Origin of the sequence: Allopontixanthobacter sediminis, assembly GCF_009828115.1 — a bacterium.
GTDB lineage: Bacteria > Pseudomonadota > Alphaproteobacteria > Sphingomonadales > Sphingomonadaceae > Allopontixanthobacter > Allopontixanthobacter sediminis.
Genome location: NZ_WTYL01000001.1, coordinates 223543 through 239705 on the forward strand (window position 1 = coordinate 223543; position 16163 = coordinate 239705).

Sequence of the window (16163 nt, forward strand, 5' to 3'; positions counted from 1 at the left end):
GCCGAGGAGAGATAGAATACCCGGCCGTCTTAACATTCCTTGGGTTTCAATGACTTCGGCCGCCCATGACTATTTGCGAGCATGCCGGATGGCTGTTGGCCTGAAGTGATTACTGACTTGTCATTCCCAGATTGGCAAACACCGGCATGAACGGGCTTGCTGCCAGCCAAATCACGACCGCGGCGGCCAGTATGGCCAGATGTCTCCAGCCGAGGATGCGCAGACCATAGAGCCGGCGGACCATGAATATCCGCATCGCCGCCAACGCGGTCATCGATGCGGCAAATCCGACCGCGGCGCCCAGCGCACCGTAGCTCGCGGCCAGGTACCACACGAGCACGATCTCGAGCGCGAGGGTGAAGACGACCTGCCGCGGGGGCAACGCGGGATTGCGGTAGACCATGACGAGTTCGGCAAGACCGAAGCTGCCCTCCATCAATTCGCCGATCAGGATGATGATGACCACCGTGATCCCAGCCGCGAAACCGGCTCCAAGCAGTTCGAGCACGCTGCCGCCGAAGATCACGAAAACGGTGATTACCACCATCTGGATGGTGAAAATGAACAGGGTCAGCCGCCTCAGGTGCTCGCCGATCGTATCGAGCGATTTGCTTTGCGCGATGATCGGGGCAAGCATCGGCTCGTACAGGTGACGCACTTTGCCCGCGACCGTTCCGATCTGCTGTGCGAGATAATAGATGCCGGTAGCGGTCGGTCCCGCGACCGCGGCAAGAAGGAGGATGTCGGCCCGCCGGAATGCGAACACCCCGGTTTCGTTAAGCGCGATCGGCCAACTGCTGCGCGCCAGACCAAACACCCCCGCGATTGTGGGCAGCGTGGCGAGCCTGCGAGATTGCTGCGCGAAGGACTTTCCCATCGCGAGGAGCGCAATGATCGCCGACAGCAGCAGCGAACCGACATACGCGATCAGCAGCGCCTGTTCGGAAGTGATCACATGCCCCGACGGCATGGTGAAACCGCGCACGGCGAAATAGGACAGGATCCCTAACAGCAGGAAGCTCCAGGGTTTCACAAAAGCTTTGACGAGGGTGTCCCAGAACACCGTGCGGAAATGGCGTGTGGCGGTGGTCGCCACTTCTGTTAGCGCAATCAGCGGAATTCCGAGCATCAGGAACTGCGATCCGGACAGCGAGGACGGCAGCAGGTACGGCCACACCGCCCACAGGATCGCCATGATCACGGCCGACACCGCAGTAACCAGCGCCAGCGCGTCGAAGATATGCTTGCCGGGATCGATCACCGGGGTCGTGCCCGGCGGAGTGATCGCACCGAGATTGCCGAGCAACGTCTTGGTGAGCCCGAAAGTCGCAAACGCGGCGAGCAGTTCCAGCATGGCGACCGCTTCGCCCAATCGGCCAAAATCATCGATCCCGTAAACGCGCGCAACGAACGCGATCAGCAGGACGCGGGCGAACATTCGCGAACCCGAACCGGTCAGGATCTGCCAGGCGCCGCGCCTTAAATCGCGCTTCTCGCCGGCCAGCAAATGCCCTTCGCTATCCATGAAGCCATGGTACTTCGGACCGTTTGGACATCAAATCAGGCAATCGCATTCCTATCGGCGGCAGCGCTGTCTGAACCCTCCGGGACAGTCGCGCCGCTGCGCGGGTAGCAACGCGCCTTACAAAAATACAGCTTTTCTGATGCGGATGGTCTGTTTCGCTGGCATGAGGCCGTCATGACCACCGCGAATACTGCAGGGCCGATCCGGATCGGGTTCCTTTATAATCATGAGGAATTGCACCAGGTCGCGCACACTGCGCCGATTATTTCGCGGCTCCAGGGATTGGCGCCCCAGATAGATGTCGAGGTCCTGACTTCGAGCGACAGCCAGACCGAGGCGGTAATCTCGCACCTCGATCCGCAGGTGACATTACCCCCGATCCGCCGGATGAATGCGGGCCGGCTGGTCAAGGCCGCCGAGAAGGCGACCGGCGGAATCGTTCCGCTTGCCCGCATCGGTGGGCTGGCGGCGAACCGCGACCTGCTCGGTTCCTATGACGCGCTGGTGGTTCCGGAAACGACCACTACCCTGCTCAAGACGCGCTTCGGAATGCAGCGTCCCCGGCTGATATTCTGCCCGCACGGAGCCGGAGACCGCAGTATCAGCGTGTCCCCCGACATCGCCCATTTCGATTACGTCCTGCTGCCGGGGGACAAGACGCGCGAGCGAATGCTGGCGGGCGGCGTGATCCGCGCGGAAGATCACGCAGTCGTAGGCTATCCAAAGTTCGACGCACCCCATCTGGCGGCGCGGACCAAGTTCTTCGACAACGACCGGCCAACCGTCCTGTACAACCCGCATTTCGACCCGCTGTTGTCCTCGTGGCACGATTTCGGCCTGCAGGTGCTGGAGTATTTCGCGGCGCAGGATACGTATAATCTGATCTTCGCGCCGCATGTGATGCTGTTCCAGCGCCGGGTCCTCGCTTCCGTGGAGCACCGCAAACTTCGCTTTCGTCAGGAGATACCGGAGCGCTACCAAGGGCTCCCCCATATCCGCATCGATACAGGCAGTGAGCGCAGCGTCGACATGTCCTATACACGAAATGCGGACCTCTATCTGGGCGATGTCAGCAGCCAGGTTTACGAATTTATCCAGCATCCTCGCCCGGCGATATTCATCAACTCGCATGATGCGAATTGGCGCGATGATCCAAGCTATACCTTCTGGCACTTCGGACAGGTAATAACGGATGTGAACCAGCTTCCGGCTGCGCTCCACCAAGCGTTTCCCATCGGAGAGGAATACCGCCAAAGGCAAGCCGCTGCCTTCGAACAGACTTTTTCGATCGATCCGGCCAAGCCGTCAGCGAGCCGGGCGGCGGATGCTATTGCAGCCTATCTGGCCCGGGAATGGCCAGCGCGGTTCGCACTGGGCACAACCCCCTCGATGAAGGCCAAAGCGTGACAGACATGGTCGCCACCGGGTGGACCGCGCTGGTCATGGCGGGGCAGCGTCCCGGCATCGATATCCTTGCTATGGAAAACCGGCAGGTGCTGAAGGCGCTGATCCCGGTCGCGGGCCGGTCGATGCTGAGCCGGGTGATCGAAGCGTTGGATACGTGCCCCCGGATCGCGCAGATCATCGTGGTGGCGCAGGACACGGATGCCCTCTTGTCCGGAGACACGACGAGTCTGCTCGACAACCCTAAAATCCATTTTGCCACCAGTACCGACGGGATAGCCGGGAGCATCGCGGCGATCGCTGGATCGGCAGACGCGCCGTGGCCGGTACTTGTCACGACCGCAGACCATGCGCTGCTGACACCGGCCATGATCGACGAGTTTCTCGACGCCTGTGAGGGCGCTGCCAGGGGTGGTGACTTGGCGATTGCGTTCGGAGAGCGCCGCATTGTCGAGGCGGGCTATCCACGGACGACACGCACCTGGCTCAAATTCAGAGATGGCCATTTTTCGGGGGCCAATCTGTTTGCACTGCGTAATGATCGGGTGATGCCGGCGCTGGCCCTGTGGTCGGGCGTCGAGCAGCAACGCAAGAAAGGGCTCGCAATTATCTCGCAATTCGGGCCGGTCCTGCTGCTGCGGGCCCTGACCCGCACGATCACTTTCAGGAGTGCACTTGCCAAGGCAGGGGAGACCCTGGGCTTGAAGGCGGAACTGGTGGTGATGTCGCAAGCCGAAGCGGTGATCGACGTCGACAAGCCCGCGGACCTCGTGCTTGCCGAGGAAATCCTTCGTCAGCGCAATCATTCGCAACGTGTCTGCCCCTGATCTGACTGCTCCTCCAATTCGCTTGTCGCCAGCGCCCTGACGACCTAGACATGATCTGGGTCGAATTTGCAGGGTTTCCTGCGCTTATCCACGTCCGGGGGCGGCGCGAGTATGACCGATACCAGTCAAGCTGAAGGAACTGCGGCGAACCAGCCGACGATCTTCTTCAGCTACTCGCGCACAGACCAGAAGCGCGCTCTCCCGCTCGTCGCAGCGCTCGAAGATGCAGGCTATACGGTCTGGTGGGACGGTCTGCTGGAAGGCGGCCAGAGGTTCCTCGAAACCACCGAAAACGCGCTCGAAAGCGCCCGCGCAGTAGTGGTGCTGTGGACCCCGACGTCGGTGAATTCCCATTGGGTCCACGATGAAGCGACCCGCGGCCGTGATCGCGGGTGTCTCGTGCCGTTGGCGATGGACGGCGCGATGCCGCCGCTCGGTTTCCGCCAGTTCCAGACGATCACCATAACCGATGGAACCGCTGTCCGGGACGATCCGGCGATCGCTGCGCTGATCCGTGCCGTCGCTGCCCAGCATGACGGACCCCCCGCACCAAGGTCAGGCGGGTTCACTGACCTCTCCAAGCCGAAGCCGCTGGCATTCGGCCGTCGAACCGTGATCGGCGGTGCTGCCGTAGTCGCCGGGACAGGTATTCTTGCCGGATGGTGGACGGGACTGATCGGCGGCAGCGCGGCGGCAGCAAACAGCGTTGCAATCATGCCATTCGACAATCTCAGTGGCGATGCGGCAAAGGCTTACTTCACCGATGGGTTGGCGGCGGAAGTCAGGACGCGGCTTTCCCGCAATCCGTTGCTGAAGGTTGCGGCGCAAACATCGTCGAACGCATTTCGCGAAAGCGACACCGATGCCCGGGAAATATCGCGAGCCTTGCGGGTGAATTACCTGCTCGAGGGCCGGGTTCAGCTTGCCGGCGAGACGCTGCGCATCAGTCTGGAACTCGTCAACGGTGGGACCGGCTTCGGCGAATGGAGCGAAACCTACGACCGCCCGACGGCAAACCTGTTTGCGGTTCAGGACGAGATCGCCAAGGCGGTGACCGCGGAATTGACCCGCGAGATCGCCAGCGGGAGTGCTCCGGAAGCGGCGGGGACGAACGATCTGGCGGCTTACGACGCCTACCTCCGCGGACGTGACCAATTCGACAACGCGGTCGATCTCGCGGACGATCAGGCGGCGCTGGCCAATTTCGACGCCGCGTTGGCGACAGACCCGAACTTCGCGCTCGCCCACGCGGCGCGCTCCCGTTCGTTAACGGTGATTGGCAATCAATACGATCAGGGCGAGCAACGCCGGCTGCGGTACATCGCTGCAATCGAAGCGGCGCAGAAGGCGGTCGAGTTGGCACCGGAAAGCGCTCAGACCCAGTCCGCGCTCGGTTTTGCGCTGTTCAACGGGAAGATCGACGCGAAGGCTGCGCGGGCTCCCTACGAAAAATCGTACAGGCTGGGATCGGGCGATGCCGACGTGGTCAGTCGCTACGCACTTTTTTCCGCTCGTAGCGGCCGGTTCGAAGAGGCGCGGCGGGCGATTGCAGTCGGGGCTGAACTCGATCCGCTCAACGCACGGATATTTCGCCAGCAGGGGGAAGTGGAATATTCGGCGCGAGCGTATGCCGCGTCGATCCCGCCAATCGAGCGGTCCCTGGAACTCAACCCGAAGCTTTCGGTCGCGCATTCTGCGATCGGCGCCAGCAAGCTGATGCTTGGTGATGTTGCCGGGGCCAAGGCCGCCTATCTGGTCGAGCCCAGCGCCCTGTTCCGGCTCACCGGCCTCGCGATTATCGCCCGCCGCGAAGGGGACGCAGCCGCAGCGGAGACTGCGCTAACCGAACTTATCGCCGATAGCGGGGACAATTCGCTATACCAGCAGGCCCAGGTTCTGGCCCAGTGGGGCGAGGGCAAACGGGCTCTCGATGCCTTGCAGCGTGCGCAGGAAGAAGGCGACGCCGGATTGGTGTATTTGCGCAATGATCCGTTTCTTGACCCGTTGCGCGAAGAAGCGCAGTTTAAGACCTTGTTGGCAGCGCTCGGGTTCGACTGATTTTCACAGGGTACGCGGAGGAAAGCAACGATGGCAAAGATTTCTGACGATCCAAAATCACCGGAAGAAAAAACCAAGCCCGCACCTGGCGGCGAGCGCGGAAATGGTGACCGCGGCAACGGCGACCGTGGTAATGGCGACCGTGGTAATGGTGATCGGGGCAATGGTGACCGCGGCAACGGCGACCGCGGCAACGGTGACCGGCAGCGTTGACCGGAATGCAGCCCATCCGATGCTGCGTCTAACTTAACACGGGGTTCCTCGCGTCAGGCTGGGCCTGCAGCCGTGCCTTTATCTTCGAGAGCGGGATTCGCTTCAGCGGAGGACATGTCAAATGGCAGGTCTTCCGGTTCCAGTTGGTCAATGCCGCGGCAACTGTCCTGCGGGTAGATATCTTCCATCTTCAACATCGTACACAGGACTGCGATGTCGTAATCGTAATAGACCGGTTTAAAGTCCTGCGGGGTAAACTGCTTGAATGTGACAGCCCCTGGCGGAAAGTCTTCCATCGCAAGGTTTTCGGCATAGCGCATGGTGTTGACCAGCCGGCGCCCGATAACCGCCCGGTCCTGGCCTTCCGGAGGCTGGAAGAATTGCCGCAGCAAGATCGCCTTGTAGGCAATTCGGTGGTCCCAATTTGCCGGATCGGCGACCAGAGCACGGCGGGCTTCGACCGACAGTTCGGTGATCAGAACGCTCGCATATTCTTCGCTTCCGATCTCGTAAGCGCCCGTGAACTCATTGAGCGACTTCCAGACGGAACGCGGACCGTCTTCGGTCGCCACCCGATTATCCCGCATTTCATTTTCGGCCATCGCATAGTCGATCAGCTGCCGGCGCGTCAGCTGGACGTTCGGGTCCGTATTCCCGAGCAGGAAAAGATACGTCTGATACGCCATGTTATCCGTTGACTCGTTGGACTGGAGGCGCGCTGCCATCCGTTCTTTCTCCGCAGCCTGAGCGGCGGCCTGCGCAATTTTCGCGTCCGCCTGGCTCGCCTGGCTGAAGGTGAACAGCCCGAGAAGGATCGCTGCCACCCCGGTACCGATACCCGCCATGTAAAGCCGGTCGCGGCGGCGCTTCCTGATGCTCTTGCGGACGAAATCGGCCTCGGCATCGTCAAGGACCAGCAGCGGCTGGTCCGTCACCGGATCGACCTGCTTGAGCCCGCGCGAAACTACGGCGAGTTCTTCGCGCTGCAGGTAACTCCTGGTTTGCCGGTGGCTGGCCAGACCATCGCGGACGATCTTGCGAACCTGCAGCATAGCCTGGCGTTCGCTGCTGCGAGTCTCCACGATCCGCGCCGCCAAGGCATCATGCGCAAGTTCGTATCGGCCATCAACCTCACGCAGCACCCTGTTAGCCTGCAACCTTGCCAGCGCGAGCGTGACCCAGGGGCCGCTGTTGGGCATGCGCTGGGCGAGTTCGTCCGGTGTGGTGGGCTGCTTTGTCCCTTCGACCGACACGAATTCTTCGAGAAGCTGGCGCAGGCTCGCGGTATTTACTTTTGGATGCTCCGCCTGCACTTCGGCGGCGATGTCGCGTATTCGGTGATCGAGAAAGTTGGACATGACATCGCCCAGCTCGCCGGTTCGTTCGATCGCATCGTCCGTGAAAACCACGGGGACGGCGCTTTCACCGCCGTGCGCGCCGGTCGCCACGCGATTATACAGACTGTCCAGATATACCTGGAGGTACGCCAACTGCACGTAGGTGCGCCCGCTATCACTCAATTTGTCGACGATCAGCCGGGCCGTGTCGGCCCCGTTTTCGAGCGCAATCCCATGCGCCTCGCAGGTCCCGGTGATGACCCGCTCAATTTGCGCCGGGCTCATGAATTCAACCCGCAGGCGTTTGTTGAACAGGTTCGGGACGATCTGCTCGAACCGGTCGAGCTGGGCGAGGTATTCTTCCCGCAGGCTGACGATGATCTTGCAGGAAACGTCCGACGCGATGATCTCCGCAGCGGTCGAATAGAACGCTTCCTGTTCTTCCCTGGTGCCCAATACGAACAGTTCCTCGAACTGGTCGAAGATGAGGTAGATCGGCCGCAAGTGATCGAGATACAGCGACTTTATGGCTTCGACCGGGGAAGCCCCCGGCTCGATCGGCGTGATCGCGGCGGCGCCTATTTCCTGCGCCAGCGATGCGTTGATATTGTCCCGGAGGCGGACCCACAGAGGGTGCCAGTCGGTTTCCCGGATCCGGTTGGCCAGCCCGCATTGGATCAAGCTGGTCTTGCCGGTACCGGATTGGCCATAGACGAGCACGATGTCGGTTTCGCCGAGCAGCCGATAGAGCAGTTCGGTTTCGGCAGAGCGTCCGAAAAAGACCTCTGCATCGGCGGCCGTATAGGCATCCAGAAATTTGAACGGCGACTTCATGGTGCCTGGACCGCTTCCCGGAATTCCTCGACCAGGCTACGCACGGGCAGGTGAGCCGCCTGGTCCTTGGGGTCCATGGTGTCGGAGATCAACAGGACGTCCGAGGGATCGGCGATCGAATAATAGTGGCAGGTCCGGTCGGCGGGAGAATAGCCGCGCAGGAAAAACAGCTTGGTATTTTCGTTACCGGTCAAGGCGTTCTGGTCGATGATGAAGGGCGTCAGATTGAGATATTGCGAAACATCCTCGAGGTCTTTCAGGAGGATCACCGATTCGTTGTCGGTAAAATCCGCGCGCACCTCGTCTGAATCGATATAGCCGGCGGTCACCCGGTCCAGCAGCACCTGCCGGTGTTTGAATTCGGGCGGGCGGTGACGCGTCTTGGTGATCGCAATGCCCTTGATGGTGGCCAGCTTGTAACTGACGATGAAGGCGAAGTCGGTCAGGATGGTCCCGAGATGCCGTTCGGCCTGCACACAGAAGCTCTCGATTTCAGCAGCGTTGACTGCTCCTTTGGCGAGTTCACCGCGCATTTCCGTCATGAACCGGTGCGCGTCATTGCTCGCGTCGACCGCAAGCGATGCGTTGAGACCCGCGCCAAGTTCCATGAACGGTTCCACCGTGTTGGCCGACAGTATCCCGTCGATAATTGTGATGAGTTGGAGGTAATCGAAATTCGGTTCGCTGTCCGGCTGAAGCTCGAGAAATTCCAGCAAAGCCGCGCGCTGTTCCGGGGTCGTCACCAGATCATGTTTCTCGAAGCGTGCGTTCCACAATTGCGACAGCAGGATGAAGGCGAACATCCGCGTGCCGATATCATAGGTGGTGACCAATTGCCGCAGACGGGCCTCGTCCACATTGTTGCTCGAAAACAGTTTGCGCAGCTGTTCGCCCAGCGGCGCGGGGTAGGCGTCGATAATCTGCTGACGGACGGTGCGCAGGTCCGACCGGCCGAGTCTCTTCGCCATTTCAAACAACACGCCCACTTCGGCGCTGAACGGCGAAATCGCGTTGAACAGCGTCTGGATCAGGCCCTCGTTGACCGCCACGGTAGTTGCATGGCTCAGCGCCGCACCGCGGACGATCACCTGATTTTCGGCCTGCTGGGGCAATTGCCATTGCTTCACGTCGGCGTGGTCGGGATGGGTATAAAGCCCCCATGTGAGTTCGGGCGGAGCGGGTGCGTCCGCCTCGCCATCGCCGAATTCGATCCCGCGGAATTCCCCTATCGCGCGCGTTTCGCCGTAGCGGCTTGCGATCAGGGCGCTGGCAGCATCGAACGCTTCCTTGATCGTCTTGCGACTGGCGAGCGACTGGTAGAATTGCTCAGCAAATTCGGTCGCCATGCTGTCGTCGATCGGCACGGCGGTCGCGATTACCGCAGGCACCCCGTTGGCCAGCAAGGCCTTGACCTGGTCCCGCGTGGCGCAGCCGTTCAGGAATACCAGCTTGAGCCCGGCTGATTGCCCCATCAGTTGCGCCAAGCCAGCGGCATGGGCCAGTTCCTTGCCGCCAGGCGTTTCCAGTTGCAGCGCGGTACCATCGGCATGGCCGCCATAATGGAAGATGGCAATTTGGCCGGCGAAACGGTTGAAAAGGCCGAACAAATCATCCAGTCCCGCGCTCGGCTCCGCCTGCACGCGAATGAATCGTTGGTCTTCGTATGCGCTCAGCGCGCTGCACACCGCCTTGCGTTCGCGCGTCAGCATTGCAAGGTGATTGCCCGGATCGTTGGCGAAACCCATCAGGACGACCGGAATGGTCATGTCTGCCAGGCCACCTGCTTGAGCGCCGCGATCCCGGCCGGATCGGTGAAATAATTGAGGTGATGGCAAGCGGCGTCGATGCGCAGGGTCGCGGCGTTTCGCGTGGGAAGCCCGGCAACGATGCTGTCGACGGTAACCGCGATGTCGTTGCTGCGGTTGCCGAACAAGGCGTCGAACACGGGGCCGCGTCCGACCTTGGTGACGAGGTCGCCAAAACCGCTTCCGGGCGGATCCTTATAGCGGTCAACATCCCCCGCCAGGATTGTGTAGCGCACGTTCGGTGCGCCACCGCTGTTCAATTCCGACAGGAACACGGAATCGGGGTTCATCTGTTCGAGCGTCGGGGTCAATTTGCGGGATCGGCCCAGCAGCATCAGCGCCGGGCCGCAGAATTGCGGGGCGAAATTGACTCCGATGGTTGCAAGCACCTCAAGCACCTTGCGCGCACTGTCGATCCGGCCAAATGGCGAGCCTTGATTGGGTGTTCCGCACATCACGAGATGATTGACCACGCGGTCACCGCCCTCGCGCTCGATGAACTGGCGGCTGACCAACCCGCCCATCGAATGGGCGAGGATGGTGACGTTCTTGCCATTGTCGGCACCGAGGCCGACCTTTTCCAGATCCAGTTTCAGGCCCTGCGCGGTTTCACCGATCGGAGTGGCGAGGTTCTCGTAATCATACGCAAGCACGCAATCGAACTTGTCGAGCAAACCGGCGGCAGGGACACCGCCCAGAAGGGCCTTGGTGTCGCCGATGATTCCGTGAACCACCACCAGCACATTCCGTGCTTGGGCAATTTGCTCGGCGATCGGGTCCGTACGGTAGGTGAAGGTCCCATCGGGCGCAAACTCGGCCAGGCGCAGGCTGTTGACGCTACTAATGCCGAGATACGTCTTGAACAGGTAGAGTTTCAGCGCGCTGCCGACGCTGCGCTGGTCGATGTCCTGCCCTCCGACCATCGCGGGAATGTGGTCGATCGAGATATTCGTCGCGCCCGTATCGTCGCGCCAGAAATCGCCGGCTAGCAGGACGTGCTGGCCGTCATGGACCAGCGGCACCAGCGTTTCGCCTTCTTGGAGGGACGCCGCGATGCGCATCTGGAGCGGGTTGTCGGCGAGTGCCTCAGGGTTCGCGATATCGTTCAGTTCGATGGAATGGACCGCCGCGCCGCGGCTTCCGCCGAGGGTCGCCGGGGCAAGCGAGGTGCCGCCGAGCCGGTCGAGCAGCCGTGCATAGTCCCCCGCCGCACGGGCAGGCTCGGGTGCCGTACCGAGCGCGACTTGCGCCGTAAACTCGGCATGCGGCAGGATCTCGATCTGTCCGTCCGCCAGCGATACCGGCGCGGCGCCAACTGCATCGAGCTGGCGCGTGATATGAATGTTCACATCAACGGCGAACCAATCGTCCTTCGCGATCTTTTCCGCTTCCGCGACTTCGCTATCGCTCAGGATCCCGCGATCGTTGTTTAGCGGTGCCATCGCGAGGCGAAAATCGTCGATCCGCTCGGTGCTGACTATGATCTTCAGCCGCTCAAGGCCTTCGTCCCCGTGATCCAGCGTGAAGTTCATCATCGCCGAATTCTTCGCGGCGTCGATCAGGATGGTCTGGAATTCGCCGCCCGGCGCAATCTGGTCGTTCGCCAGCGGGGTGACGCCGAAGTCTTCCGAGAAATGGAGGAGCGCATAATTGAGAACCTGGGCCGTGCGGTTGGCAATCGTCAATTTCCCGCGCGGTTTGATCCAGCCGTCATCCTTGCGGCGATAGGCAAGCGATATTTCCAGCCCTTCATGGGCCAGTTCGGTCCCGTCGGCACGGGTCTCGACGAACCTCACCTCGACCTTTTCGCGGTCGAGTTCGGGCTTTGGATTGTCCAGTCGCAAAGCCCGCTGCCACTGCGCGGCGTGCTCCAGCCGGGGCAACATGGTTGCCGCCCAACCCGACGATAAACCGTTTATCGGCACTGAGCCCACCACCGGGCCGCCGGCTTTCGCTTCGAGCTGGAGGGCCTCGCCGGTAACCCTCAGAAGGGGACCATCGCCGGCCCCCTCATCGGTCAGCACAGCCGCGCTTCCCGGAGTATCGGCCAAAGCCGCTTCCAGCGCCGCCCGCACATCGTCCGGTCCGACGAACGCGACCAGCATCGGAGCGGGCGGCATACTGGTGATTTCGGCCCAGTACCGCGCCTCGGGCTTGGGATCGAAGTCGGGCTTGATTACCGAAGTCTGCGCACCGACCCTGGTTGCCACCGCCGTGCCCGCCGCGCGTTCGTCCGAAGCATCTTCCCGGAGCGTCAGGGTCACCGGGGTGGCCAGATCGGTCGATATTCCCTGCAGCGCGCCGCATTCTGCCAGCCATTGGCCCTCCGACTGGTAGACGCTGTAGGTCGGACGGGCCTTTTTCGCGGCACCGCCCAGAAAACCGGAATATGCGTCGAACCCGGCATAGCCTTCGAATTGGGGATCCTGCGGGGTCTTGTTCTTGTCGCGAATGGCGCGGCGTACGGCGGCCCTGCTGCGCACGAACAGATCGGCGTAGGCGATGCTTTCCCCGCCCCGGCGCAGCACGTCGTAAAGCGCGGTGGTGAAAAAGCCCTGGTGAGTATCGAGGTCTTCCTTCGCCGTCTGGCTGCGGTCGCAAGCGGCCATCAGCAAGTGGCGGCTGGCGGGAATGTTCAGCGGCTCTCCGCGCGCCAGCATGCTGGCGAACTGCCCTTCCAGATACGATGCCAGCGGACGAGGGGGATAGGTGCTGGCGGTGGTTCGCACGCCCGCCTGCGGCCCATCCTCGACCATGCGGGTGCCCGAACCGGAATTGCAGCAATCGAGGACCACTGTGATATGCGGTTCGCGGGCAGAAAGTTCGCGCAGCAGCAGCGCAAGTTCCTTGTCGGCCAGGTCGAAATTGTCGCCTTCGCGGCTGTCGATGCAGACCAGCCCTTCGTCGCGGTTGTCCCGGTCGAACTCACGCAGTTCCAGCGAGGATGTCGCGCGGGCGCCGTGGCCGCAGTAATGCAGCAGCGCAACATCGTCCTTGCCTGCTTGCCCGAGATGCTGCCGGAACTGGGCAATGACATTGGCGTATGTCGCATCACCATCGCGCAAGGCGACCACGGCGGCATCGGAGTAGAAATCCGACAGGTAATCTTCGACATTCGCGATGTCGTTCAGGCAGCCCTGCAGCTTGCCGACGTTGCCTGGGTAATCGTTGATCCCGACCAGCAGGGCGTAAATCTTCGCCATCGTCGCCATTCCCCCTCGAAGGCAATCGGCGCACCCACTGCCAGCCTTCGAGTTCGTATCATGGTCGCGTGGCTGCAGATGTCAATTCTGCTCGGCCAAGTCGATAGATTAGGCCGCGACGACTTCCTGTTCGATGCGCCCGAAGATCGAGTGGCCGTGTTCGTCGTGCATATCGACCGCGACGGTGTCACCCGCCCGCATGAACGGCGTTTTCGCCTCACCGCTGGCAATGGTTTCGATCATGCGGATTTCCGCGATACAGCTGTAGCCGGCGCCGCCTTCGCTCACCGGCTTGCCCGGGCTGCCGTCCGCGCCCTTGTTGGACACGGTGCCGGACCCGATCACGGTTCCCGCGCCGAGATTGCGGGTCTTCGCGGCGTGGGCAACCAGTTGCGCCAGATTGAAAGTAGCGTCCTGCGCCGCCTGCGCCCGGCCGAAAGGCTGGCCGTTGTAATCGACCATCAGCGGATGGTGGATCAGGCTGTCCTTCCACGCATCGCCAAGCTCGTCGGGTGTGACCGCCACGGGCGAAAATGCGCTGGCGGGCTTGGACTGGAAGAAGCCGAACCCCTTGGCCAGTTCGCCGGGGATCAGCCCGCGCAGAGACACGTCGTTGACCAGCATCAGCAGCTTGATGTGACCGGCGGCATCTTCCGGAGTGGTCCCCAGCGGAACGTCATCGGTGATGCAGGCGATCTCGCCTTCCATGTCGCAGCCCCATGCCGGGTCACCCAGCGGGATCGGGTCGCGCGGGGCAAGAAAGCCGTCGGAACCGCCCTGATACATCAGTGGATCGTGGTAGAAACTGTCCGGAACTTCGGAATTGCGCGCCTTCCGCACCAGTTCGACGTGGTTGATGTAGGCGCTGCCATCGGCCCATTGATAGGCACGGGGCAGGGGAGATGCGGCCTCGCGCTCGTGGAACCGGCCGCAGGGTACGGCCTGATGCTCGACATCGGTATAGAGCGCCTCGAGCCGGGGTGCGCACTCGTCCCAATTGTCGAGCGCGGCCTGCATGGTGGGGGCGATGTTTCCGGCTGCGCAGTAGCGGGTGAGGTCTTTCGAAACGACGACCAGAACACCGTCGCGGCCTGATTTGAGCGATGCGAGTTTCATACGGTTTGGTCCTTCTCCGGATTGTCTGGTTGGTTGTCGGGATGCGCACGCTGGAACGGTTCGAGCGCCAGGCAGGCGGCCTCGATCCGCTCGATATGCGGCATCGGTGAAAAATCGAAATCGAAACGGCGCGCGTTGTATACTTGCGGAAGCAGGACCGTCTCGAACATGCCGGGGGCGTCGAGCAGGAAATCTCTCGTACCCAATTGGCCCAGCCGCGCTTCTACCGGGTCGAGCGTTCGGGCCAGCCAATGGCGGTACCACACGGCAATTTCGTCCTGCGAATGGCCTAGAGGATCTGCGAGATAGCGGAGCACCGGCAGATTGTTCGGCGCGTGGATTTCGGTGGCGATCGCATAGGTCAGCTCGCGCACGGTGTAGCGGTCCTCAACACCCGCGGGCAGCAGGGGAGAGTTCGGATAAGCCTCGTCGAGCCATTCCAGCAGTGCCATTGACTGTGCACGGTCGCGCCCGCCTGCTTCCAGCAGGGGAACACTGGCAAAGGGATTGCGGCTGGTGAAGGCCGCGGATTTCTGCTCCGATTTGACGAGGTTCACCGGGACATAGTCATAGTCCAGCCCCTTCAAATTCAGCGCAATGCGGAGCCGGTAGGACGTCGAGCTGCGGAAATAACCGTGGAGCCGCATCAGAACGCCGCGATGCCGGTGATGGCCCGCCCGAGGATCAGCGCATGGACGTCATGCGTGCCTTCATAGGTGTTGACCGTTTCCAGGTTCACCATGTGCCGCATGACCTGGTATTCGTCGGAAATCCCGTTACCGCCGTGCATGTCGCGGGCGTGCCGGGCAACGTCGAGCGCTTTGCCGACATTGTTCCGCTTCACGATGGAGATCATCTCCGGGGCGAACCGGCCTTCGTCCATCAATCGGCCGACCCGCAGGGAAGCCTGCAGGCCGAGACCGATATCGGTCATCATGTCGGCGAGTTTCTTCTGGTACAGCTGTGTCGCAGCCAGTGGCCGGTCGAACTGCTTGCGGTCGAGGCCGTATTGCCGCGCGGCGTGGAGGCAGAATTCAGCCGCACCCATCGCGCCCCAACTGATCCCGTAACGCGCGCGGTTGAGGCAGCCGAACGGACCCTTCAGGCCTTGCACTTCGGGCAGCAACGCATCCGCCGGCAGCTTGACGTCATCCATCACGATCATGCCGGTGGTGGAGGCGCGCAGGCTCAGCTTGCCTTCGATCTTGGGGGCGGACAGGCCGGCCATGCCTTTTTCGAGCACGAAGCCGCGAATGCCGTCGCCATGCGCTTCGCTCTTGGCCCAGACCACGAAAACGTCCGCGAAAGGGGAGTTGGAAATCCACGTTTTCGCGCCCGACAACGAATAGCCGTCGCCGTCCTTCTTGGCGTAGGTGCGCATCGATCCGGGGTCGGAACCGGCGTCGGGCTCGGTCAGGCCGAAACAGCCGATCAATTCACCGCTTGCCAGCCCGGGAAGGTATTTCCGGCGCTGTTCTTCGCTGCCGTAGGCGTGGATCGGATACATCACCAGGCTGGACTGGACGGAGGCCATCGACCGGTAGCCGGAATCGACCCGCTCGATCTCGCGAGCGATCAGGCCGTAGGCGACATAGCCGGCCCCGGCGCCGCCGTATTCTTCCGGGATGGTCGCGCCGAGCAAACCAGCTCTGCCCATCAGGGGGAACAGTTCGGGTGCGGAAATTTCGTCGCGGTAGGCCTGCTGGACGCGGGGCTGCAATTCACCTTGGGCAAAGCCTTTGGCTGCGTCGCGGATCATGCGCTCGTCTTCGGTCAGTTGCCCTTCCAGATCGAACGGGTCTTCCCAATTGAATGGCATCATGCCGGCCATGCTTGCTCCT

Annotated in this window: 11 protein-coding genes; 4 read left to right on the forward strand and 7 right to left on the reverse strand. The window is 61.9% G+C overall.

All coding sequences use genetic code 11. The annotated features are described in order from the left end of the window. Positions 1 to 109 precede the first annotated feature (109 nt). Positions 110 to 1525, reverse strand: a complete 1416-nt coding sequence (locus GRI65_RS01320; protein ID WP_160754740.1) for a polysaccharide biosynthesis C-terminal domain-containing protein — start codon at positions 1523 to 1525, stop codon at positions 110 to 112. A gap of 174 nt (positions 1526 to 1699) precedes the next feature. Here GRI65_RS01320 and GRI65_RS01325 point away from each other — a divergent pair, with 174 nt between their 5' ends. The 4 genes from GRI65_RS01325 (at position 1700) to GRI65_RS15080 (ending at position 6027) form a co-directional block, all read left to right on the forward strand. Continuing rightward, positions 1700 to 2932, forward strand: a complete 1233-nt coding sequence (locus GRI65_RS01325) for a hypothetical protein (RefSeq protein WP_160754741.1) — start codon at positions 1700 to 1702, stop codon at positions 2930 to 2932. Positions 2933 to 2937: 5 nt separating this feature from the next. Continuing rightward, positions 2938 to 3756 carry an NTP transferase domain-containing protein gene (locus GRI65_RS01330; RefSeq protein ID WP_160755541.1) on the forward strand — a complete coding sequence of 273 codons (819 nt, stop codon included), beginning with the start codon at positions 2938 to 2940 and terminating at the stop codon, positions 3754 to 3756. A 111-nt stretch (positions 3757 to 3867) separates the two neighbouring features. Beyond that, the gene (locus GRI65_RS01335) at positions 3868 to 5814 is read left to right on the forward strand and encodes a TIR domain-containing protein (protein ID WP_160754742.1); all 1947 of its coding nucleotides are present in this window, start codon (positions 3868 to 3870) and stop codon (positions 5812 to 5814) included. A gap of 30 nt (positions 5815 to 5844) precedes the next feature. Further along, positions 5845 to 6027: a hypothetical protein gene (locus GRI65_RS15080; protein WP_202391073.1), complete on the forward strand. Its 183-nt coding sequence runs from the start codon at positions 5845 to 5847 to the stop codon at positions 6025 to 6027. Positions 6028 to 6080: 53 nt separating this feature from the next. On the opposite strand, the gene GRI65_RS01340 is transcribed toward GRI65_RS15080, so the two are convergent. From GRI65_RS01340 to GRI65_RS01365, 6 genes are all read right to left on the reverse strand, one after another. Beyond that, positions 6081 to 8198 (reverse strand): ATP-binding protein, encoded by a 2118-nt coding sequence (locus tag GRI65_RS01340; RefSeq protein ID WP_160754743.1) that lies wholly within the window; start codon positions 8196 to 8198, stop codon positions 6081 to 6083. Further along, positions 8195 to 9964, reverse strand: coding sequence for a CHAT domain-containing protein (locus GRI65_RS01345; RefSeq protein ID WP_160754744.1), 1770 nt, complete (start codon positions 9962 to 9964; stop codon positions 8195 to 8197). Before GRI65_RS01345 ends, GRI65_RS01340 begins: the two co-directional genes overlap by 4 nt. Next, positions 9961 to 13206: a caspase family protein gene (locus GRI65_RS01350; protein ID WP_160754745.1), complete on the reverse strand. Its 3246-nt coding sequence runs from the start codon at positions 13204 to 13206 to the stop codon at positions 9961 to 9963. The genes GRI65_RS01345 and GRI65_RS01350 overlap by 4 nt, the downstream gene beginning before the upstream one ends. A gap of 108 nt (positions 13207 to 13314) precedes the next feature. Beyond that, complete coding sequence (locus GRI65_RS01355) at positions 13315 to 14322, reverse strand: fumarylacetoacetate hydrolase family protein (protein WP_160754746.1); 1008 nt, start codon at positions 14320 to 14322, stop codon at positions 13315 to 13317. Then, positions 14319 to 14969, reverse strand: coding sequence for a maleylacetoacetate isomerase (maiA, locus tag GRI65_RS01360; protein ID WP_160754747.1), 651 nt, complete (start codon positions 14967 to 14969; stop codon positions 14319 to 14321). Before maiA ends, GRI65_RS01355 begins: the two co-directional genes overlap by 4 nt. Then, a complete protein-coding gene (locus GRI65_RS01365; RefSeq protein ID WP_160755542.1) occupies positions 14969 to 16144 on the reverse strand; it encodes an acyl-CoA dehydrogenase in 1176 nt (391 codons plus the stop codon). Before GRI65_RS01365 ends, maiA begins: the two co-directional genes overlap by 1 nt. Positions 16145 to 16163 lie beyond the last annotated feature (19 nt).